This is a genomic window from Marinactinospora thermotolerans DSM 45154, from assembly GCF_900167435.1.
Taxonomy (GTDB): domain Bacteria; phylum Actinomycetota; class Actinomycetes; order Streptosporangiales; family Streptosporangiaceae; genus Marinactinospora; species Marinactinospora thermotolerans.
This window is the reverse complement of the sequence record NZ_FUWS01000010.1, coordinates 175684-195309: the sequence shown is the minus strand read 5'-3', so window position 1 is coordinate 195309 and position 19626 is coordinate 175684. Positions and strand designations below refer to the sequence as shown.

17 protein-coding genes are annotated in these 19626 nt (G+C 70.7%); 11 read left to right on the top strand and 6 right to left on the bottom strand.

What is annotated here, in order from left to right:
- Positions 1-7 precede the first annotated feature (7 nt).
- Complete coding sequence (gene lexA / locus B5D66_RS18305) at positions 8-712, bottom strand: transcriptional repressor LexA (RefSeq protein WP_394330069.1); 705 nt, start codon at positions 710-712, stop codon at positions 8-10.
- Between the two features lie 452 nt (positions 713-1164).
- Between lexA and B5D66_RS18300 the strand changes: the two genes are divergently transcribed.
- The 3 genes from B5D66_RS18300 (at position 1165) to B5D66_RS18290 (ending at position 5448) form a co-directional block, all read left to right on the top strand.
- A complete protein-coding gene (locus B5D66_RS18300) occupies positions 1165-1575 on the top strand; it encodes a LysM peptidoglycan-binding domain-containing protein (protein ID WP_235001086.1) in 411 nt (136 codons plus the stop codon).
- A 424-nt stretch (positions 1576-1999) separates the two neighbouring features.
- Positions 2000-2455 carry a transcriptional regulator NrdR gene (nrdR, locus tag B5D66_RS18295; RefSeq protein ID WP_078762983.1) on the top strand — a complete coding sequence of 152 codons (456 nt, stop codon included), beginning with the start codon at positions 2000-2002 and terminating at the stop codon, positions 2453-2455.
- 146 nt (positions 2456-2601) lie between these two features.
- Positions 2602-5448 (top strand): vitamin B12-dependent ribonucleotide reductase, encoded by a 2847-nt coding sequence (locus tag B5D66_RS18290; RefSeq protein ID WP_078762982.1) that lies wholly within the window; start codon positions 2602-2604, stop codon positions 5446-5448.
- A 335-nt stretch (positions 5449-5783) separates the two neighbouring features.
- Here B5D66_RS18290 and B5D66_RS18285 read toward each other — a convergent pair whose 3' ends face one another.
- Positions 5784-6380, bottom strand: coding sequence for a TetR/AcrR family transcriptional regulator (locus B5D66_RS18285; RefSeq protein ID WP_078762981.1), 597 nt, complete (start codon positions 6378-6380; stop codon positions 5784-5786).
- Between the two features lie 138 nt (positions 6381-6518).
- Here B5D66_RS18285 and B5D66_RS18280 point away from each other — a divergent pair, with 138 nt between their 5' ends.
- Positions 6519-6950 (top strand): CBS domain-containing protein, encoded by a 432-nt coding sequence (locus B5D66_RS18280; RefSeq protein ID WP_078762980.1) that lies wholly within the window; start codon positions 6519-6521, stop codon positions 6948-6950.
- A gap of 10 nt (positions 6951-6960) precedes the next feature.
- Here the strand turns inward: B5D66_RS18280 and B5D66_RS18275 are convergent, their stop codons facing one another.
- The gene (locus B5D66_RS18275; protein WP_078762979.1) at positions 6961-7269 is read right to left on the bottom strand and encodes a hypothetical protein; all 309 of its coding nucleotides are present in this window, start codon (positions 7267-7269) and stop codon (positions 6961-6963) included.
- Between the two features lie 212 nt (positions 7270-7481).
- Between B5D66_RS18275 and B5D66_RS18270 the strand changes: the two genes are divergently transcribed.
- The 3 genes from B5D66_RS18270 to B5D66_RS18260 all read left to right on the top strand — a co-directional run bounded on the left by B5D66_RS18270 (position 7482) and on the right by B5D66_RS18260 (position 11620).
- Entirely contained in the window at positions 7482-8417 is a 936-nt protein-coding gene (locus tag B5D66_RS18270; RefSeq protein WP_078763064.1) for a hypothetical protein, read from the top strand.
- Between the two features lie 134 nt (positions 8418-8551).
- A complete protein-coding gene (locus B5D66_RS18265; protein WP_078762978.1) occupies positions 8552-10228 on the top strand; it encodes an SPFH domain-containing protein in 1677 nt (558 codons plus the stop codon).
- Positions 10229-11620 (top strand): SPFH domain-containing protein, encoded by a 1392-nt coding sequence (locus B5D66_RS18260; RefSeq protein ID WP_078762977.1) that lies wholly within the window; start codon positions 10229-10231, stop codon positions 11618-11620.
- 109 nt (positions 11621-11729) lie between these two features.
- Here the strand turns inward: B5D66_RS18260 and B5D66_RS18255 are convergent, their stop codons facing one another.
- Together B5D66_RS18255 and B5D66_RS18250 are read right to left on the bottom strand one after the other, a co-directional pair.
- Positions 11730-11921 carry a hypothetical protein gene (locus B5D66_RS18255; protein ID WP_078762976.1) on the bottom strand — a complete coding sequence of 64 codons (192 nt, stop codon included), beginning with the start codon at positions 11919-11921 and terminating at the stop codon, positions 11730-11732.
- 141 nt (positions 11922-12062) lie between these two features.
- Positions 12063-12752: a hypothetical protein gene (locus tag B5D66_RS18250; RefSeq protein ID WP_235001085.1), complete on the bottom strand. Its 690-nt coding sequence runs from the start codon at positions 12750-12752 to the stop codon at positions 12063-12065.
- Between the two features lie 249 nt (positions 12753-13001).
- Between B5D66_RS18250 and B5D66_RS18245 the strand changes: the two genes are divergently transcribed.
- The 4 genes from B5D66_RS18245 to B5D66_RS18230 all read left to right on the top strand — a co-directional run bounded on the left by B5D66_RS18245 (position 13002) and on the right by B5D66_RS18230 (position 17936).
- Complete coding sequence (locus B5D66_RS18245; protein WP_078762975.1) at positions 13002-13688, top strand: ribonuclease HII; 687 nt, start codon at positions 13002-13004, stop codon at positions 13686-13688.
- Between the two features lie 219 nt (positions 13689-13907).
- On the top strand, positions 13908-16310 hold the full coding sequence (locus B5D66_RS18240; RefSeq protein ID WP_078762974.1) for an AAA family ATPase: 2403 nt from the start codon (positions 13908-13910) through the stop codon (positions 16308-16310).
- Between the two features lie 55 nt (positions 16311-16365).
- Positions 16366-17094, top strand: a complete 729-nt coding sequence (locus tag B5D66_RS18235; protein WP_078762973.1) for a nucleotidyltransferase family protein — start codon at positions 16366-16368, stop codon at positions 17092-17094.
- Between the two features lie 53 nt (positions 17095-17147).
- Positions 17148-17936, top strand: a complete 789-nt coding sequence (locus tag B5D66_RS18230) for a tyrosine-protein phosphatase (protein WP_235001084.1) — start codon at positions 17148-17150, stop codon at positions 17934-17936.
- Between the two features lie 19 nt (positions 17937-17955).
- Here B5D66_RS18230 and B5D66_RS18225 read toward each other — a convergent pair whose 3' ends face one another.
- Complete coding sequence (locus B5D66_RS18225; protein WP_078762972.1) at positions 17956-19530, bottom strand: hypothetical protein; 1575 nt, start codon at positions 19528-19530, stop codon at positions 17956-17958.
- Positions 19531-19626 lie beyond the last annotated feature (96 nt).

The window sequence follows — 19626 nt, the reverse complement described above, 5'->3', positions numbered from 1 at the left end:
GAAGTCGTTACACCTTGCGCAGGACGGCGACGACCTTGCCGAGGATGGTGGCCTCGTCACCGCTGATGGGCTCGTAGGCGTCGTTGCGGGGGACGAGCCAGACATGCTCCCCGTCGCGCTTGAACGTCTTGACGGTGGCCTCGTCGCCGATGAGCGCCGCGACGATGTCGCCGTTGTTGGCGTCGGGCTGCTGTCGGACGACGACCAGGTCACCGTCGGTGATGGCCGCGTCGATCATGGAGTCGCCGACCACGGTGAGCATGAACAGGCGGCCTTCGCCGACGATCTGGCGCGGGAGGGTCAGCACGTCCTCGACCGCCTCTTCGGCGAGGATCGGGCCGCCCGCGGCGATGCGGCCGACGACCGGGACGTTGGCGGCTCGGCCCTCGCCCGAACCCTGGCCGGTGTCGCCCTCGTCCCAGGAGCGCACGGGAGGCTGTCCCGGAATGCGAATTTCGACCGCTCTTGGGCGATTCTGGTCACGGTGAAGATACCCCTTGCGTTGCAACACCTTCAGCTGGTGCGCGACACTGGAGGGGCTCGACAAGCCCACCGCGTCACCGATCTCTCGGATGGACGGGGGGTAACCGCGTTGCCGCACGTAACGGTGGATGACGTTGAGGACGCTCTGTTGGCGATCGGTCAGCTTCGGGGCTGGCTTCGGCGTTGCGGCGTCCGGGACGTCGGAATCGGTGGCGGCGGACCGGAGCACGCCGACGGCCTCGTCGTCCGCGTGCAGTTCCTGCGTTCCGCGGTTCTCCTCCGGCACGTCCGGCCTCCTCGGCGGTCGGGGTTCTCGGTGTGGGCTGTCAGCGGAGTCGTCGGTGTCCGTGTAACGGCGGCATATCGAAGGGGTCTCGTGTGGGCGATGACGTCGGTATACCGCAGTGAAACATGTCCAACATTAGTGCCTGGGCAAGGCGATATCAAACAAACGTTCGAGATGGTGCTGAAAAAAACGCCGAGATGCGGTATTAGTCGAACGTCAGTTCTAAGGGGCGGGCGCTCGATGGAGAGGGCGATGTCCGATCCCGTGCCGTGGCTTCCCAGTGACCGGTGTCCGGTCGGCGCCTCCGTCGTGCGCCGGCCCGCCCCGGTCGGCGGCCGTCCCGTTCCGGTGCCGACGACCGATCCGTGGAGATCCCTGAATGGCGAGGAGAATCCGTGAGGACTGAGAGCGGTGACGGCGTAGCCGCCGTGCCCCCCCTGGCGCTCGCAGACCTTCCCGAACTCGACGCCTGCCCACCGGGCAGGCATGGCGCCCGGCTCACCCGACGTGGACGTGTGGTCATCCTCTCGGCCCTGGCCGCGGTCGCGGCCGGCGGGTTCTCCATGGCGGTGTTGACCACCGTGGCGCTGGGGGCCTCCACCGCGGGCGCCTCCACCGACGCGCTGCTGCCCACCGCGACCCCGACGGTCATCGTCGAAGAGGGCGATACGCTGTGGGAGATCGCGGAACGCGTCCGTCCCGGGGACGACCCGCGTCGGACGGTCCATGAGCTCGTCGAACTCAACGGGTTGGCCAACTCCGCGCTCGAACCCGGTCAGGAGCTCCTGGTTCCGGACGCGCCCTGACGGGGTGTCCGGGTTCTTTGAAAGTACTCTCCGCGGACCGGAGGGGGCGTGTCCGACGCGCCCCTTCACCCGGTCCGCGTTGTCGTGTCCGGGGTCCTTGTGGTGGTCGTGGTGGCGCGGGCGCGCGTGACACGCCGGGGGCGGGGACGAACTTGTCCGGGGCGACCTGGGGATCGGCTCCCCGAAGGCGTGTCGACTCTTGCGATCTCTCCCGTTCCGATCATAGGTTGCCACAATATGTAGTGTCCGTCTGGTTCGAGGTGCCCACAAGTTGTGCTTAAGTAGGTACCTGTTCGTTTCCGGGCCCCGGCTTGGGACGGACGGACGGCGATGTCGCAGGGCTGCCCGCCATGCTGTGGTACGGGCTCGCCCGGCCTGTGCTGGGAGACTCAACTGATGCGGTTCTGGAAGGAGGCGTGCCGGCATGCACTGCCCGTTCTGCCGCCATCCTGACACCCGGGTGATCGACAGTCGGTCCACCGACGACGGGGCGGCCATCCGCCGTCGCCGTTCGTGCCCGGAGTGCGAGCGCCGGTTCACCACCCAGGAGACCGTGCTCCTCATGGTCGCCAAGCGGTCTGGTGTCACCGAGCCGTTCTCCCGCAGCAAGATCATCGCCGGCGTGCGACGGGCCTGTCAGGGCCGCCCGGTCGACGAAGACGCGCTGGCCCTGCTCGGCCAGAAGGTCGAGGAGGCGATCCGGGGGCGTGGCATCGCGGAGGTCCCCGCGCACGAGATCGGACTTGCGATCCTCGGGCCGTTGCGCGACCTGGACGAGGTCGCCTACCTCCGCTTCGCCTCGGTCTACCGGAGCTTCGAGTGCCTGGAGGACTTCGAGAACGAGATCGCCGGTCTGCGCGCCGATCGATCCTCGTCTTAGGCAGTACGGCGTGGTGCCGCCGACACGCGCGCCCTGACCTCGCGCGCGGAGCACCAGATCAGACGTTTCACATCACAACCGCTGCGTTTGTGGCGGTTCACCATGCGATGGCGTGAATTGGGTATGGGCGAGACAGGGGGAGCGAAATGACGGAGACCACCAGTGGCTCAGCAACACGCAAGGGCAAGGGGCAGCGTAAGGGCCTGAAGATCCAGCGCATCTTCACCACAGCCGGCGTACACCCCTACGACGAGATCGAGTGGGAGCGCCGTGACGTCGTCATGACCAACTGGCGCGACGGCTCGGTCAACTTCGAGCAGCGGGGTGTGGAGTTCCCGGCCTCCTGGTCGATGAACGCCACCCAGATCGTTGCGAGCAAGTACTTCCGCGGGGCCGTGGGCACCCCCGAGCGTGAGTGGAGCCTCAAGCAGCTGGTCGACCGCGTCGCCGGGATGTACACCAAGACCGGCAAGGAGAACGGCTACTTCGCCTCGGACGAGGACGCCGAGATCTTCGACCACGAGCTGAAGTACGCGCTGGTCAACCAGCTGTTCAGCTTCAACTCCCCGGTGTGGTTCAACGTCGGCACCAACTCCAAGCAGCAGGTCTCGGCCTGCTTCATCCTCTCGGTGGACGACACGATGGAGTCCATCCTCGACTGGTACAAGGAAGAGGGGATCATCTTCAAGGGCGGCTCCGGCGCGGGTGTCAACCTGTCGCGGATCCGCTCCAGCAAGGAGCTGCTGTCCTCCGGCGGCACCGCCTCGGGGCCCGTCTCGTTCATGCGCGGCGCCGACGCCTCGGCCGGCACCATCAAGTCGGGTGGCGCCACCCGGCGTGCCGCCAAGATGGTCGTCCTCGACGTGGACCACCCCGACATCGCCGAGTTCATCGAGACCAAGGCGCGCGAGGAGCACAAGATCCGCGCGCTGCGCGACGCCGGGTTCGACGTCGACCTCGGCGGCGCCGACATCGTGAGCGTCCAGTACCAGAACGCCAACAACTCGGTGCGCGTCTCCGACGCCTTCATGCGGGCGGTCGAGACCGGGTCGGACTTCGGGCTGGTCTCGCGGACCACCGGCGAGGTCATCGCCACGGTGGACGCCAAGGAGCTCTTCCACAAGATGGCCAAGGCGGCCTGGGAGTGCGCCGACCCCGGTATCCAGTACGACGACACGATCAACGACTGGCACACCGCTCCCGAGAGCGGCCGGATCACCGCCAGCAACCCCTGCTCGGAGTACGTCCACCTGGACAACTCCTCCTGCAACCTCGCCTCCATCAACCTGCTGAAGTTCCTGCGCGATGACGACCGCTTCGACATCGACCGGTTCGTCAAGCTGACCGAGCTGATCATCACCGCGATGGACATCTCGATCACCTTCGCCGACTTCCCGACCGAGAAGATCGGCGAGACGACGCGCGCGTTCCGTCAGCTGGGGATCGGCTACGCCAACCTCGGCGCCCTGCTGATGGCGACCGGACACGCCTACGACTCCGAGGGGGGCCGCGCGCTCGCCGCCGCCATCACCTCGCTCATGACGGGCACCGCCTACAAGCGCAGCGCGGAGCTCGCCGGCGTCGTCGGCCCCTACGACGGTTACGCCAAGAACGCCGAGGCGCACAAGCGGGTCATGCGCAAGCACGCCGCCGCCAACGACGACCTGCGCACGCTGCACGAGATGGACCGCGACATCGCGTCGGCGGCGACCAAGGCGTGGGAGGAGTGCCTCAAGACCGGCGAGAAGAACGGCTGGCGCAACGCCCAGGCCAGCCTGCTCGCCCCCACCGGCACCATCGGCTTCATGATGGACTGCGACACCACCGGTATCGAGCCGGACTTCTCGCTGGTCAAGTACAAGAAGCTGGTCGGCGGCGGGTCCATGCAGATCGTCAACCAGGCGATCCCGCGCGCCCTGAAGAAGCTCGGCTACCAGCAGGAGCAGATCGAGGCCATCGTCGAGTACATCTCGGAGAACGGCCACGTCGTGGACGCCCCGGGCCTGCGCCCCGAACACTACGAGGTGTTCGACTGCGCCATGGGCAAGCGCTACATCAAGCCCATGGGCCACGTCGAGATGATGGCCGCGGTCCAGCCGTTCCTGTCCGGCGCCATCTCCAAGACCGTCAACGTCCCCGAGGAGGCGACGGTCGAGGACTTCGAGCACATCTACTTCCAGGGGTGGAAGCTCGGCCTGAAGGCCCTCGCGGTCTACCGGGACAACTGCAAGGTCGGCCAGCCGCTGTCCACGGGCAAGGGGGAGGCCAAGTCCGCCGACGAGCCGAAGGCCGAGCCGGAGCCGAAGGTCATCGAGGTCAACCGCCCGGTCCGCCGGCGTCTGCCGAAGAAGCGCCCGAGCCAGACCATCTCCTTCACCGTCGGCGGCGCCGAGGGCTACATCACGGCGGGGTCCTACCCCGACGACGGCCTCGGCGAGGTCTTCATGAAGCTCGGCAAGCAGGGGTCGACCCTGGCCGGTGTCATGGACGCCTTCTCGATCGCGATCTCCATCGCGTTGCAGTACGGCGTCCCGCTGGAGACCTACGTCGAGAAGTTCACCAACATGCGCTTCGACCCGGCGGGCATGACCGACGACCCCGACATCCGCATGGCGCAGTCGGTCGTCGACTACATCTTCCGCCGTCTGGCGCTGGACTACCTGTCCTACGACCAGCGCGCCGCGCTCGGGGTGCTGTCGGCGGAGGAGCGCGCCGCCCAGCTCGCCGGTGAGGACCCGGCGCAGGTCGCGGCCCAGGTGGAGTCCTACGCCCAGTCGGCCCCGGTCGCGGGCGAGGAGGTCAGGACCGAGGAGGCCGACCGGAGCGCCCCGGCCGAGCCGTCGCGCGCGGCCCGGACCACCACGGAGCTTCTCGAGCTGAAGCAGGGCTTCACCGCGGACGCGCCGCTGTGCGTCACCTGCGGCACCAAGATGCGCCCGTCGGGCAGCTGCTACGTCTGTGAGGGCTGCGGTTCGACCAGCGGTTGCAGCTGACTTCGGTCGGTCGCGGCTGACCCGGCCTCCGGTCGGGTGACCGGGACCGCGGACGTCTGACGGTCAGGGGGATCCGGATCCGTTCCGGGTCCCCCTCACGCGTTGTCCCGGCGTCCTCGGGAGCGCGGTGGAGGAATCGGCCGGGCCGGGTGGGGGAGGCCGTCGAGGGCGGCCCTTGGGGCGGGACCGGGTGGCGGCGGCTCCCCGAGGACGCCGTGGCGGTGGGCGGCGCCACCGGCCCGGATGGCCGCGCCCGCCTCCCTACGCGACCATCTGGCGCCGGGGCGGGCGCGCGGGCATCCGGTCTCCCGGGCCGGGGCGGCGACCCCGGGAGCCTAGGGGCGAAACGCCCGTAGGGCGGTATCGACCAGGGCGTCGGCGTAGTCGGGGGTCAGCGGTCCCGAGCGCAGCAGCCACCGTTGGTACAACGGGGCGTAGAGGATCTCCAGCATCAGGTCGAGGTCGGCGTCCTCGGCGAGCTGCCCGGCGGCCCGGGCGGTGCGCAGGCGCCTGCGCACCGCCTCGTTCATGGGATCGGCCATCCTCTCGCGGTAGGTGGCGGCCAGTTCGGGATCGTCGATGATCTCGCTGTTGAGGGCGCGGATCGGGGCTTCGAAGGCGGGGTCGGCGAACTCCGCCACGGTCGCGCGTATGACGAGTCTGAGGTCGGCTTCGATGTCGCCGGTGTCGGGGAGGGAGATCTCGCCCTTCTCGTCCTCGCTCATGGCCAGGATGGAGTCGAGGATCACCGCGCCCTTGGAGGGCCACCAGCGGTAGATCGTCTGCTTGCCCACCCCGGCGCGGGCGGCGATGGCCTCGATCGTGACCTTGCGGTAGCCGGTCTCGCCGACCAGCTCGCGGGCGGCGGTGAGGATGGCCTGGCGGGAGCGTTCGCTCCGCCGGGCGCTGTCGGGGGATCTGCGCGTCGTCATGAGGACAGGGTAGCCAGTGCGAGACGGAACGTTTCGTCTTGCCTGAGGGAGCCCGCCTGGACGTCCGGCAGGGGCGGTACACGATTGGCGTTCGTTCGGCAAGGGTAACTCTCCGTCACCGAGCGAAAGGTGGCCGCTGTGTTGATCGCCGCGATCCTGAGGGCCAAAGGCCCGGCCGTGGTGACCGTCCGCCCCGACACGACCATCGCGCACCTGTTGACCGGCCTCGCCCGGCATGACATCGGAGCCGCCGTCGTGGTCGATCGGGACGGCCGCGTGGTCGGGGTCGCCTCCGAGCGCGATATCGTGCGCCGCCTGGCCGAGCAGGGATGGGGCCTTCTCGCGGCCAGGGTCCGCGACATCATGACCTCCCCCGTGACCGTCTGCGCCCCGCATGACAGTGTCGACTCCCTGGCCCTCGTGATGACCCGGCGACGCATCCGCCACATCCCCGTCGTCTCAGGGGAGCGCCTGGCCGGGGTCGTCAGCGTCGGCGACGTCCTCAAGAGCCGGATCAGCCAGCTCGAGGTCCACCGCGACCATCTGGAGGCCTACATCACGCGGGGCTGAACGGCCCGCCTCAGTCGGTGGCGCGGCGCTCGCCCAGCGCGTAACCGGCGATCGCGGTCGCCGCGGTCACGGTCAGCACCGATGGCCACGCCCCCAGCCGCTTGGCCAGCGGATGTGACACGCCGAAGGCCGCCACGTAGACCCCGGACAGCGCGGCGGCCCTACCCGAGCCGGCCCGGTGCCGCCAACGCCGGAAGGCGGCCACCCCGCACGCGGCCAGCACCGCGCCGCCCAACGGCCGGTTGCCGGTCGAGCGGGCGACGGCGTAACCGCCGATCAATCCCGCCGAGGTGAGGATCGGGCTGGGGAGATCGGTCATGATGTCCTCCTGGGCGCTGGAGACGGGCCGCGGGACAGGGCCCGGGCCCATCGGAGCGGGCACCCGGACACGGTCCGCGGTCGGGGACGGCGTGCTGGACGGCCCGTAGACGACCGTAACCCCTTCCCGCGGCCATGAGAGGGCCGGCCCGCCGAGACGGGTGCCCGCGTGGGATGCGTGTCCGCGCCGGGTGGGGCTGGGACAATGAGCGGGTGACACGCTGTCTCGGCCGTAGCGATCTGCTCCGCCTCTTCGACGCGCACGCCTGCCTGGACCGTCTGTGGCATGGTTTCACGGCCTCTCCCGCGCGGATCGGCGCCCAACGGGTGCGCACCGACCTGCCGGGCCCCGCGAGCGCCAGCGTGCTGTTCCCCGGCCTGCTGCCGGGGATCCCCGCCTACACGGTCCGAGACGAGACGGGGCACCGGGGATCCGGCGCGGTGTCACGCGGCGTGGTGTGCCTCCACGACCTCGACACGGGAGAGCCCCTGGCCCTGCTGGACGCCGGAGCGCTCGCCGACTGGCGCACCGGGCTGTCGGCGGCGCTCGGCGCGCACGCGCTGGCCCGCTCCGACGCCGACGTGCTCGGTGTCCTCGGCTGTGGCGCGCGGGCCGAGGTCCTCACCCGTGGCCTGGCCGCCCTGCGCCCGCTCGCCGGGGTGGTCGTGGCCGACCGGGACGGGGAGCGCGCCGTCGACTTCGCCCGGCGCTGCCAGGAGGCGCTGGGGATCCAGGCCAGGAGTGTCGCCACAGCGGAGGAGGTCGGCGCTAAGGCCGAGGTCATCGCCGTCGCGGCGGACACGTCCGTCTCCCTGCTGGGACGGGTGGGCGAGCGGCCGGGGGTCCACTACGCGCTCCTCGGGGTGGGCGCCGTGGACGGTGGGGAAATCCTCACCGGTCTGCCGCGGGGCGCCCGGGCGATCGTGGACGACACGGAACTCGCCGACGGCTTCGGGGGCGACGCCCCGCGCGTCGCGGGAACGCTGCGCGACGTGCTCACCGGCACGGTCGCGGCGCGTACGAGCGCGGACGCCGTCACCGCCTACGTCCCGTTCGGCCCGCCCTGGCAGGACCTCACCCTGTCCTGGCTGGCCTACCGCTCCGCTGTGGAGGCCGGCGTCGGCACCGACCTGGACTTCCTCGCCTGAATCCCGTCGCCCGGCCGTTGACGTGCCCGAGGGCGGTGGAGGAGGATGTCGCGACTTCGCCGACGATGGAACCGAGGGCGTCCTCACCACGTCGGATCCCATATCCCTTGAACATCCGTGAGGAGTCGATGCCCATGTCCTTCGCGCAGACGGTGCGCGGGGCCGCAGGCGCGGTCGCCGGAGGTGGAGATCTCAGGGAGGCGGTGGCCGGCGCGGTCGGAAAGGCGACGGAGGGCTTCGGGTTGGACCCGGGGGACTTCCTCGCCGCTCGCGACCAGGCGGCCTCCGTCGGCACCCTGATCGAACAACAGACCACCTCCCTCGACAACGCCGGCGAGGTACTCAACCGCAGCAGGTTCGAACGAGGAACCGACGGTCCGGTCCACGTCATCAGCCCGATGGTCATCCCCCGGGGACGCCGGCTGACCGCGATGCTGCCGGCGATCCTGCTGGCGGCCGTGGGTCTAGTGGGCACGGTGCTGACCGCGGTGCTGCCGGGCGTGACGCTCGCCCTCTTCGGACCGCACTTTTGGATCATCACGCTGGCCATCGCCGCGTTCTTGTGGTGGCGTCAGGGCATGGTCATGGTGCCCGACGGCTGCCAGGCGCTGATCACCAAGTTCGGCAAGCTGGAACAGGTCGTGGGACCCGGGCGCGTGACCCTGCTCAATCCGTGGAAGCGGGTCTCCTACATCGTCAACACCACGCGCGAGTACCCGTTCAACGCGCCGATCCGTGAGGCGCCGACCAAGAGCGGCGTCAAGGCGTCGGTGGACCTCTTTCTCCAGTTCCGGATCGAGGACCCCGAACAGTTCATCTTCGTCCTGGGCGCCGTGCAGGGCTTCCAGGACAAGTTGAACAACGCCATCAGCGAGACCACCCGCAGCCTCATCTACGACCAGCAGGCATCGGAGATCTACGACCTGGTGGGCGAGACCACGGCCCGCCTGCTGGACCAGCTCAACGAGCAGTTCCTGCCGGCGGTCCGCCTCACCAACGCCAACATCACCCACGCCGAGCCCTCCAGCCAGGAGTACCGCATGGACCTGGCCGCCCCGGAGATGATCCGCGTCGCCAAGGAGGCCTACACCTACGAGTACGAGCTCCAGCTCCGCAAGGAACAGAACGAGGGTGACCTCAACAAGGAGCTCGCGTCCCTGAACGAGACGCTCTCGGCCATCCAGGCCGACATCGCCCAGTACCAGGCGCAGATGGACACCGCGCTGGAGCGTGAGACCAACCGCGCCCGCTCGCTGGCCCGGCAGCGTTTCGTCGAGGCGGAGAGCACCGCCAACGCCAACGCCGCCCTCCTGGAGGCCCAGGCCCTGGACATCCGCGCGGTCAGCGCGGCCGAGGCGCCCGAGATCCTCGACTACCGCTTCCAGCAGGACCTCCTGGACAAGCTGGAGGCGGTGGCCGACAGCCTGCCGCAGGTCGTCCAGATCGGCCCGGGGGACTCCGCGGGCGTCGACTTCCTGGAGATCGCCCGGCAGGTCATCGGCGGTGCCGACGCCCGTCTGTTCTCCGAGGAGGACATGGCCGCCATCCGGACCCGCCTGGAACTGATCTCCGAACGCATCGCCGCGCGCGAGGCCGAGATCGCCGAGCTCCTGGAGGACGAGGGGGCCACCGTCGAGGCGCCCCAGCCGACAGAGGAGGTGCCCGGGGCCGACCGGGTCGAGGAGATCCGTCGTTCGGTGTCGGAACAGGCCATCGACGAACGCCTGGCCGACGCGCAGGAGGCGGCGCGGCCGCACCCGCCGGCCGCCGATCCCGGCCCGGACGGGCCCAACCGGGAAGGGGAGCGTTAGATGAGCGAGAGCGCAGTGCCCGGCCGCGCCGCCTCCAGCATCAAGGAGAGCCTGGCCGGCTGGAACGACATCGCGCGGCTGCTGCGCGGCGGCGACCAGGGAACCCTGGTCCCCGTGGTCATCCCCCGCGACGGGCGGGGAATGAAGTGGCTCGTGCCCGTCTGGATCGGCCTGTACCTGCTCGGCTACGCCGTCGTGGTCCTCGCCGCGCAACCGTTCCTGCTCACCTGGACGGCCCTCCCGGCGTTCGTCCTCGGGCTGGTCGCGGTCCTGCTGGCGGTTCTGTGGTGGTGGCGTTCGGCGATCGTGGAGATCGAGCAGGGCACCACCGGCGTGCTGACGAAGTTCGGCGCGGTGGTGGGCGTGCTCGAACCGGGTCGCCACTACCTGTGGCACCCCTGGTCGCGCGTGGACTTCGTCGTGGACACCTCCACCGAGATCCCCTACACCGCGCCCGTTCTGGCCTGCCCCACGCGCGAGAACGTGCCGTTGAAGTCGATCGAGTTCTTCCTGAAGTTCCGCATCATCGACGCGGTGGCCTTCGTCCGCACGATCGGCGCGAGCAACTTCGACCTGGTCCTGGCCAACGCGGTCCAAGACGCGATCCGTCAGCGCAGCCGTCAGGTCAACACCGAGGGCGCCTACGATCTGCGCGGCTCCGACGTGGCGGACATGCAGGACCTGCTCAACCGGCAGCTCAGCCGCTACGGGGTGCGCATCATGGGGTGCAACATCCCCGACGTTCAGCTCCCCAACCAGTACCAGCAGCACCTCGCCACCCGCGAGCGGGTGGCCAAGGAACTGGTCGCCTACGAGCAGGAGTGGGAGCTGACCCGCAAGCGGCGCATCGACACGCTGCTGATGGACATCGAACGGTCGAAGAAGACCCGGGACGCCAAGATCGTCGAGGTCAACGCGGCGCTGAACAAGGCGCGCAAGGACGTCGCCCAGATGCTGGAGGAGCAGGAGACCGAGGCGCAGCGCGTCCGCTACGAGATCGAGACGCGGGGACGCGCCGACCTCGTCGCCGCTCAGAACGAGGCGAAGGCGCAGCGCCGCCTGGCCACCTCCTACCGGGACAACCGGGCCGTGCTCCAGTACGAGCTGGCCCGGCGCCGCCTGGACGTCGGAGCCAAGCTCGCCGAACGGGCCCCGCAGCCGCTCGTGGTGCGGGCCGAGCAGGGCAGCGGGGACTCCTCCGCGCTGTCGACGCTGCTCCTCGCCCAGATGCTGCCGAGGCTGGGCGAGCGTGGTCACGGCCGCGCTGCGGTGTCCAGCGGTCCTCTCCCCGAGGGGGCGGCGGGCCTGCTCGCCGACAGCCTCCGCCAGGAGGCCCAGGAGTGGCGCGCCGCCGGCGACGGGCGCGACCAGCGCCCGCGCGAGGGGCGATGATCCCCTAGGGACGCGAACGCGGGGGAGGGGAGCCTTTCCGGGCTCCCCTCCCCCGCGCGTTGTCGCCGCGCCGCTCCTGCCGGGACAGCGGCACGGCGGCCTGGCGGGTTCAGGCCGCGTGGGTGAGGGCCCGGTAACCGCCGTCGATGTCGACGCCGTGCCGGGCCGCGATCTCGATGAGGTCCTCGATCTCACCCGCCTGGGAGAGGACCAGGTCCTCATCACCCCGTTGCCGCGCGCGGCGCAGTGACTCGACCGCGTCGTGGATGCGCAGGTGCAGGGTCGTCATGAACTCGTTCATCTTGTTCCTCGCTCGGAGACACGGAGGATGATCCTCCGTGGTTGGTCCCCGGTCCGGTCTACCCCGATGAGCTCGGGAAGCACGTCGAATTTGCGAGGGGAAGACCCCGCGGCCGCGTGAGCGGCGCCACGGGTTCGCGGATCAGTAGTCGCTCCAGGAGTACCAGGGGCCCGAGATGTGCTCGTAGACGACGCCTCCGTGGCCGGGGAGGAACTGGTCGGTCTCCAAGGGCTCGGAACTGTAGGCCAGGCCCGAACCGTCGAGCAGACCCGCCCCCTCGACGGTGAAACGGGTGACGCCGTCGGTCACCGTGGCCGCCTGGAGCGGGTAGAGCCCCGCCCACTCGCCGTTCAGGGGGATCGTGGTGGAGCGGTCGAGCGTGGCGCGCAGGTGCAGGAGGTCCTGGGTGGAGGCGTCCAGCCGGGCCTTCAGCGGGACGTCGGAGACGGACAGGACGATGGTGGCGAGTGCGATGACCGGCGCGGTGAGCCAGCGCAGCCAGTAGCGGCGGATCATCGGACGGGCCAGCGACAGCGCGATGCCCAGGCGCAGGGCTCCCATGGCGGCCAGCAACGCGCCCGCGCCCATGCCGATCAGGAAGCTGGGCAGGTGCCCCCCGGGCATGCTGTCCTCGTAGAGCAGGATCAGACCGGTGAACACGCAGGCGGGAAGGTAGAGCCGTCCCGGAGGGCGCGACGCCCACGACACCAGCCGTTCCCCGAACGTCGGCGGGTGGGCGATCTCGATCAACTTCGCGACCGAGTCCTCCCCGTCCTGCGAGGTGTTCCCCTGCGGCGGGATGCCACCGGGTACGGGAGTGGCGGCGGACATGGCGGGCGGCCCCTAACGGCTCTTCGGTTGACGCGGACGGCCGGCGGTCCGGTGGGCCGACAGCCGCCTTGGGCGGGCCGTGACACGGCACGGCTCGATGATCAGGATAGGGGAGTCGCGCCCCGTGTTCGGGCGCTTTTATCGGACCGCAATGGGTTTCGGGCCGTCCCGGTAGGAGCGCGGCCATCGTGACGGCGCCGCCCACGGCGGCGGTGACGGGGAGGGGGCGTGGCGTCTAAGCTTGGCCGGGTGCCCGTGAAGTCCCCCATCCCCCCGCCCACCTACGAGCTCGAACGGGAACTCGCCGAAGGCGGTGCCACCCTCATCGCCGGAGTCGACGAAGTGGGCCGTGGCGCCTGGGCCGGCCCCGTTGTCGTCTGTGCCGCCGTGACCGACGGCTCCCCGCCGCCCGAGGGGCTGACCGACTCCAAGCGGCTGTCGCCCAAACGGCGGATCGCCATGGCCGACCTCGTCCGGCCCTGGGTGCGTGACCACGCCTTCGGGCAGGCGACCCCCGAGGAGATCGACGAGGTCGGCATGACCGAGGCGCTGCGCCGGGCCGCCGCGCGCGCGTTGGAGGGGCTGACCCTGCGGCCCGACGCCGTCATCCTCGACGGCAAGCACGACTACCTCGGACGCCCCTGGGCCGTGCGGACCCAGGTCGGGGCGGACCTGACCTGTGTGTCGGTCTCCGCGGCGTCGGTCCTGGCCAAGGTGTACCGCGACACCATGATGGCCGGGTTGGACGCCGACTTCCCGGGTTACGGCTTCGCCACGGCCGCGGGGTACCCTTCGCCGGTCCATCGGGCGACGCTGGCCGAACACGGGCCCACCCCGCACCACCGGATGTCCTGGTCCTACCTTGATGACCTGCCCAAATGGCGGCACCTACGGAGAAGACGGTCGGATCCGGGCGGACAGCTCAGTCTTCTGTAGCCGAAGCGGAAGGCGACACGCCGCGCGGCGGAGGGAGAGCGCTGTCTACTCAACACGGTCGGTTCCCGGCAGTATGGAACCGGTTCCGGGCCGTCGAGGGGTCCGGAACGCGCCGGGAGCCGGCTCCCCCTGTCCTGGGACGCGGCCCGCGAGAGCCGCACGGGACGGTGACGCACGGCTGCCGGATGCAGGGGCGAACAGCGGCGAAGGGGCACGACCATGGCGCGCGAGGATCGACCCCGGACCGCCGAGGGGCCGGTGAGGACACCGCCACTGCGGCGGATCCGGGAGCTGTACTACAGGTGTCCGCCGCGTACCCGGCTGTTCGCGGGCGCGGGGATCGCGACGGCCGCGGCCCTCGCCGCGTTCCTCGTCGGTATCCCCGTCCTGTCCGCGCTGGGGGTCACGCTGCTGCTCCTCGGGGTGTTCGCCGCCCTGATGCGCTCCGGCGAGGCGGTCGCCACCGTGCTCGTCTGCCTCGTGTGGATCGCGCTCGCCTACCCCCTGTTCCAGATCCCGTTGGCCGGCGCCCCGGTCCTCCTGTTCCTGCCGCTCCTGCCGCCGCTCGTCGCCTTCGCCGCGTCCCGGGTGACGCAGTTCCCGATCTGGCACACCACCCTGATCTCGTTGCTGGTCGGGCTGATCCTCGGCCTCGCGGTCGCCCTGGCCGGCATGGTCACCGACACGGTGCCCCCGGCGGTCGGAGTCGCCTGTACCGCGGCGGGGGCCGCCGCCGCGCTGCTGTGGCGGGTGGTGGCGGGGCGTCGACTACGGCGCGAACTGAGCTCCGCCGTCTCGGCCGCCGCCCCTGCTGACGGCGGGCCGCGGGTCCGGCAACGCGCCGCGGGGGGAGCCGCGGGCTCCCCCGCGCGGCGAGACGACGTCCAGGCCGAGCCGCCGCTGCCCGTTGACGAGGCGCTCGCGGAGCTGGAGGCGATGATCGGCCTGGAACCGGTCAAACAACAGGTGCGCGCGATCGCGGCCTCCATCGAGGCGGCCCGGCTCCGGGCCGACGCCGGCTACACGGTCGACAAGCCCCTGCGCCATCTCGTCTTCTCGGGCCCCCCGGGGACGGGGAAGACCAGTGTGGCGCGCACCCTGGCCACGATCCTGCACTCCTTCGGGCTGCTGCCCACCTCGCGCGTCGTCGAGGCCCAGCGCGCCGACCTGGTCGGCGAGTACCTGGGGGCGACCGCGATCAAGACCAACGAGCTGGTGGACCGCGCGCTCGGCGGGGTGCTGTTCATCGACGAGGCGTACTCCCTGGTCAACGACGGTGACGGGCAACCGGACCGGTTCGGTAACGAAGCCGTCCAGACCCTGTTGAAACGGGCGGAGGACGACCGGGACCGTCTGGTCATCATCCTCGCCGGCTACGAGCAGGAGATGGAACGCTTCCTGGCCTCCAACCCTGGCCTGGCCTCGCGGTTCGCCACGCGGGTGACGTTTCCCAGCTACACCTCCGAGGAGCTGTTGCGCATCGCCGAGCACCTGTTCGGTCAGCGCGGTGACCTTCTGGACGAGGAGGCCCGGCCCGCGCTGGGACGCTGTCTGGAACAAGCGGTGCGCCGCGGCGCCATCGACGAGCTCGGCAACGGCAGGTTCGTGCGCTCCCTGGTGGAGAAGACGGCCGAGGCCCGGGACGTCCGCGTCGTCACCAGCGGTCAGGCCGGCCACCAGCCCGAACCGGCCGAACTGGTCACGGTGCGCGCGCGCGACGTCGTGACGGCCTATGAGCAGCTCACCGAACGGCTACCGGGTTTCGCGCGGACGCCCGACGTCTCCGAGGCGCTCGCGGAGCTCGACGCGATGATCGGGCTGGAACCGGTGAAGCGGCAGGTCCGCTCGATCGCGGCCCAGTTGCAGGTGGCCGAACTGCGCGAGGGGCAGGGACTGCGCGCCCAGCCGCCGATGCGGCACTTCGTGTTCGTCGGCCCGCCGGGCACGGGCAAGACGACGGTGGCCCGCATCCTGGGCCGGGTCTTCGCGGCGCTGGGCCTGCTCAACCGGCCCGATGTGATCGAGGCCCAGCGCGCCGACCTGGTGGGCGAGCACCTGGGGGCCACGGCGGTCAAGACGAACAAGCTGGTGGACCGCGCGCTCGGTGGGGTGCTCTTCGTCGACGAGGCCTACTCGCTCGCCAATCCCGGCTACAGCGGAGGCGACGCCTTCGGCGCCGAGGCCATCCAGACACTGCTCAAGCGCGCGGAGGACGACCGGGACCGTCTGGTCATCGTCCTCGCGGGCTATCCGGCGGAGATGGACCGTTTCCTGGCCAGTAATTCGGGGCTGTCCTCCCGGTTCAACGTCCGGGTGACCTTCCCCAGCTACGCCCCCGACGAGCTGACCGAGATCGCCGAACGCGTCGCGGCCCGAACCGGTGACGCCTTCGACGAGCAGGCGCGCGACGACCTGCGCCAGATCTTCGGCCACGTCTGCGAGGCGGGCTGGATCGACGAGTTCGGCAACGGCCGTTTCGCGCGTTCGCTGTTCGAGAAGGCCTGCTCCTACCGTGACCTGAGGGTGGCCGAGGAGCTGGGGGCCGCTGCCACCGCCGCCGACCTGACCCTCATCACCCGAGCCGATCTGCGTCTGGCCTACTCCGAGATCACCCAGTCGTGAGGCGGGGCCGGACTTCCGCGACGAGGGGCGGGGCGCCCCTGCTAGGGTCCGCTGCATGACTGCTTCCACCACCCCCGTCAGCCAGGCCGTCATCCTGGCCGGAGGGCAGGCCACCCGCCTGCGCCCCTACACCGACACCCGCCCCAAAGCGATGGTGGAGGTCGCCGGGCGGCCCATCATCGACTACCAGCTGGAGTGGCTCGCCGGCCACGGGGTCGAGCACGTGGTCGTCTCCTGCGGTTACAAGGCGGAAGTGCTACAGGAGCACCTGTCCGGACGGACCGACGGCCCCACGGTCACCTTGATGACCGAGGACGAGCCTTTGGGCCGGGGCGGCGCGCTGCGCTTCGCGGCTTCGGGGTTGCGCGACGCGGAGTCCCCCTACTTCGCGCTCAACGGTGACATCCTCACCTGGTTCCCGTTGCGGGAGTTCACCGCCCACCACCGGGCCAAGGGAGGGCTGGCCACCCTGGCGCTCGCCCGTTTCCGCACCACGTGGGGTGTTGTCGACATCACCGACGACGACCGGATCGAGGGTTTCACCCAGAGCCCCGTCCTGCCGTTGTGGATCAACGCCGGCGTCTACCTCTTCGAACCGGGGATGACGCCGCTCCTGCCGGTCAAGGGCGACCACGAGTCCTCGACCTTCCCGCGGCTGGCCGAGGAGGGACGGCTGCACGGCTACCGGATCGACGGCTTCTGGCGTGGTGTGGACACGGCCAAGGACGTCAAGGAGGCCGGCGAGGAGATCCGCGAGCTACAGGGCGGCGCTCTGACGTCGTGACCTGTGCCGGCCGTCCTGTGCCGGGGCGGTGGGGGATCGGTATTGTCGCGTCCGTGAACAACGACTCCTCGATCCTGCGCACCGCCCCCAACTTCCGCGACCTCGGTGGTTACCCCACGGAGGACGGACGGCGGATCCGCCGTGGCATGCTGTTTCGCGCCGACGCCCTGAGCCGACTCGACGAGGAGGACCTCGCGACGCTGGAGAGACTGGGCCTGCGTCTGATGATCGACCTGCGCACGGTGTTCGAACGCGAACGCGAAGCGGACCGGGTCCCGGCCGGCGCCGAACACGTCGTGCTCGACGTGCAGGGGAACCACCGCACGGGCGGCGACCTCGCGGCCATGTTCAGCGACACCGAACGGGCGCGGGAACTGCTCGCCGACAACGGAGCCGAGCGGTTCATGCACGAGGTGAACCGGACGCTGGTCGGCGCCGACGACGCCCGTTCGGCCTACCGCGAACTGGTCGAGCGCGCCGCCGAGGGGCCGTTGCCGCTGGTGTTCCACTGCAGCGCGGGCAAGGACCGCACCGGTTGGGGCGCGGTCATCCTGCTGACGCTGTTGGGGGTGCCCCGGCAGACCGTCGTCGAGGACTACCTGGCGAGCAACAGCCGGCTCAGCGCGGCGACCGCCTGGATGCTGGAGCTGATCCAGGGGCGCGGCATCGATCCCGAGGAGGTCAGGCCGATGCTGGAGGTGCGCACCTCCTACCTGGAGACCGCCTTCGCCGAGGTGGAGCGGTTGCACGGTTCCTTCGACGATTACGTGCTCTCGGGGCTGCGGGTGAAGCCCGAGACCGTCGAGGCGTTGCGTGAGCGGCTGCTGGAGCCCGCGGCCTAGCCCGTCCGGAGGGCCTGGATCACAGGTCGTCGAGCCGTTCGTCCAGGTCCTCGCCGTCCCCGGTCTCCCCCAGCACGTCGAGCAGCGTCTCCAGCACGGCCGAACGGGAGTGCCCGCGGTCCAGCAACCGTTGGGCGGCGTTCCACAGGGCCGGAGGGTCGCCGTGCCACAGCCGTTCGGCCAGGCGTTCGTGCGCCGCCAGCGTCTCCTCCGGCTCGGGGACCTCGGGGTGCTGGAGGCGAGGTGCCGGCTCTTCGGGGGCGGAGTGGCGGCCACGCCCGCCGGAACCGTCCCCGTACTCGCCGAACAGGTCCAACCGCAACAGCGCGCGTCTTCCCTCGGCGGTCGAGGGGTCCAGGCCGGTCTCCTCCCAGACCAGGTCACTGGCCAGGAGGGGGAAGGCGAACATGCGGCGGGGGAGCGCGGACAGGTCGCCGTCGGGCAGCAGCCGCCGCACGGCGTCGTGGCGCAGACCGAAGGAGGAGGGGTCCCGGTAGGAGCGCGTGAACGCGGCCGTGGACTCCCACACGGCGTCCAGCGTGGCGCCCACCGCGATCTCGGGCAGCCCGCCGCGCGGGCCGGCCCAGCGGATCCAGGCGGCCAGCACGTGGGGCATCGCCTCCTGTTCCGCGGGCAGGAGCACCACCCGGCGGGGCAGCCAGGAGAGCAGGAACGCCTCGACCTTGCGCGGGCTCACCCGCAACGGGCGGCCGAAGTCGACGTCGCACCCGTAGTCGATGATGTGGTCCACACAGCGGCTCGCGGCGTAGCTGTCGGAGAGTTCGGCGGCCGCGTCGGAGGCGAGGAAGCGGGCCGCGAGGACCGCGCGACGGTCCCGCCGCCACGACGGGATCCCCACCGGCTTTTGCGGCCGGGGCAGCGCGCGGACGCGGGCGCTGAGCAGCGCACGGTGCGCCGCCAGGGAACCCCCGGTGAGGCCGTCGCCGCCGCCGGGGAGGCGGGCCGGCCGGTCGCCGCCGTTGACCAGGGACTCGGTCCGCTCCAGCGCCGCCTCCAGGAGTCCCCGCGCGCGTTCCGGGGTGACGGTCTCGAAGGTGGCCATCGGGTTGGCCTCGGCCTCGTCACGGCAATGGGCGAGGAGCCGTTCGACCTTGGTCGTCACCCAGACGTCGCGCAGCACCCCGCCCGCGTTGTGGTCGACGACCGCGATCAGGGCGTGCTCCGCGGTCTGCTCGCCGGCCGCGGCGTCGATGTCGCTGCGGAACGTGCAGACGATCTCGTCGGTGTCACCGAAGAGGGAACCGGACACGTGGCACTCCAGCGGGCGGACCCGGCCGACGGACGCGGCCCATGAGGGGCCGGCGACGCCGTGCCCGATGAGCTCCGTCACCGCCTCGGTGGCGAGCCGGCGTTGCCGCTCGGAGGTGCCCAGCGCGGAGATCCCGGCCAGCAGCGCCAGGCCGGCGGGGGAGCCGGTCCCCGCGGCGTAGGAGACGAGACCCTCGCCGAGGACGCGTTCGACGTCGACGCCGGGGACGCGCTGCCCCCACCAGGAGCCGAGGAGTTCGCTGACCACCAGTTCGGCGTCGAGCGGGTGGCGCATCGCCAACAGGGAACGCGCGGCGCGCAGCATCTCGGCGAAGACGTCGTTGGGGGGAGGTGGGGTGGCGGATCTCAGGGAAAGGGGTGGCAGGGACACCCAACGAGACTATGGCACCCGCGTGGGAAA

What these genes read in the sequence shown, in the direction of transcription:
- nrdR (WP_078762983.1), top strand. Translation starts at nt 2,000, where the DNA reads ATGCACTGCCCGTTCTGCCGCCATCCTGACACCCGGGTGATCGACAGT.
- B5D66_RS18290 (WP_078762982.1), top strand. Translation starts at nt 2,602, where the DNA reads ATGACGGAGACCACCAGTGGCTCAGCAACACGCAAGGGCAAGGGGCAG.
- B5D66_RS18285 (WP_078762981.1), bottom strand. Translation starts at nt 6,380, where the DNA reads ATGACGACGCGCAGATCCCCCGACAGCGCCCGGCGGAGCGAACGCTCC.
- B5D66_RS18275 (WP_078762979.1), bottom strand. Translation starts at nt 7,269, where the DNA reads ATGACCGATCTCCCCAGCCCGATCCTCACCTCGGCGGGATTGATCGGC.
- B5D66_RS18265 (WP_078762978.1), top strand. Translation starts at nt 8,552, where the DNA reads ATGTCCTTCGCGCAGACGGTGCGCGGGGCCGCAGGCGCGGTCGCCGGA.
- B5D66_RS18260 (WP_078762977.1), top strand. Translation starts at nt 10,229, where the DNA reads ATGAGCGAGAGCGCAGTGCCCGGCCGCGCCGCCTCCAGCATCAAGGAG.
- B5D66_RS18255 (WP_078762976.1), bottom strand. Translation starts at nt 11,921, where the DNA reads ATGAACGAGTTCATGACGACCCTGCACCTGCGCATCCACGACGCGGTC.
- B5D66_RS18250 (WP_235001085.1), bottom strand. Translation starts at nt 12,752, where the DNA reads ATGTCCGCCGCCACTCCCGTACCCGGTGGCATCCCGCCGCAGGGGAAC.
- B5D66_RS18240 (WP_078762974.1), top strand. Translation starts at nt 13,908, where the DNA reads ATGGCGCGCGAGGATCGACCCCGGACCGCCGAGGGGCCGGTGAGGACA.
- B5D66_RS18235 (WP_078762973.1), top strand. Translation starts at nt 16,366, where the DNA reads ATGACTGCTTCCACCACCCCCGTCAGCCAGGCCGTCATCCTGGCCGGA.
- B5D66_RS18225 (WP_078762972.1), bottom strand. Translation starts at nt 19,530, where the DNA reads ATGCTGCGCGCCGCGCGTTCCCTGTTGGCGATGCGCCACCCGCTCGAC.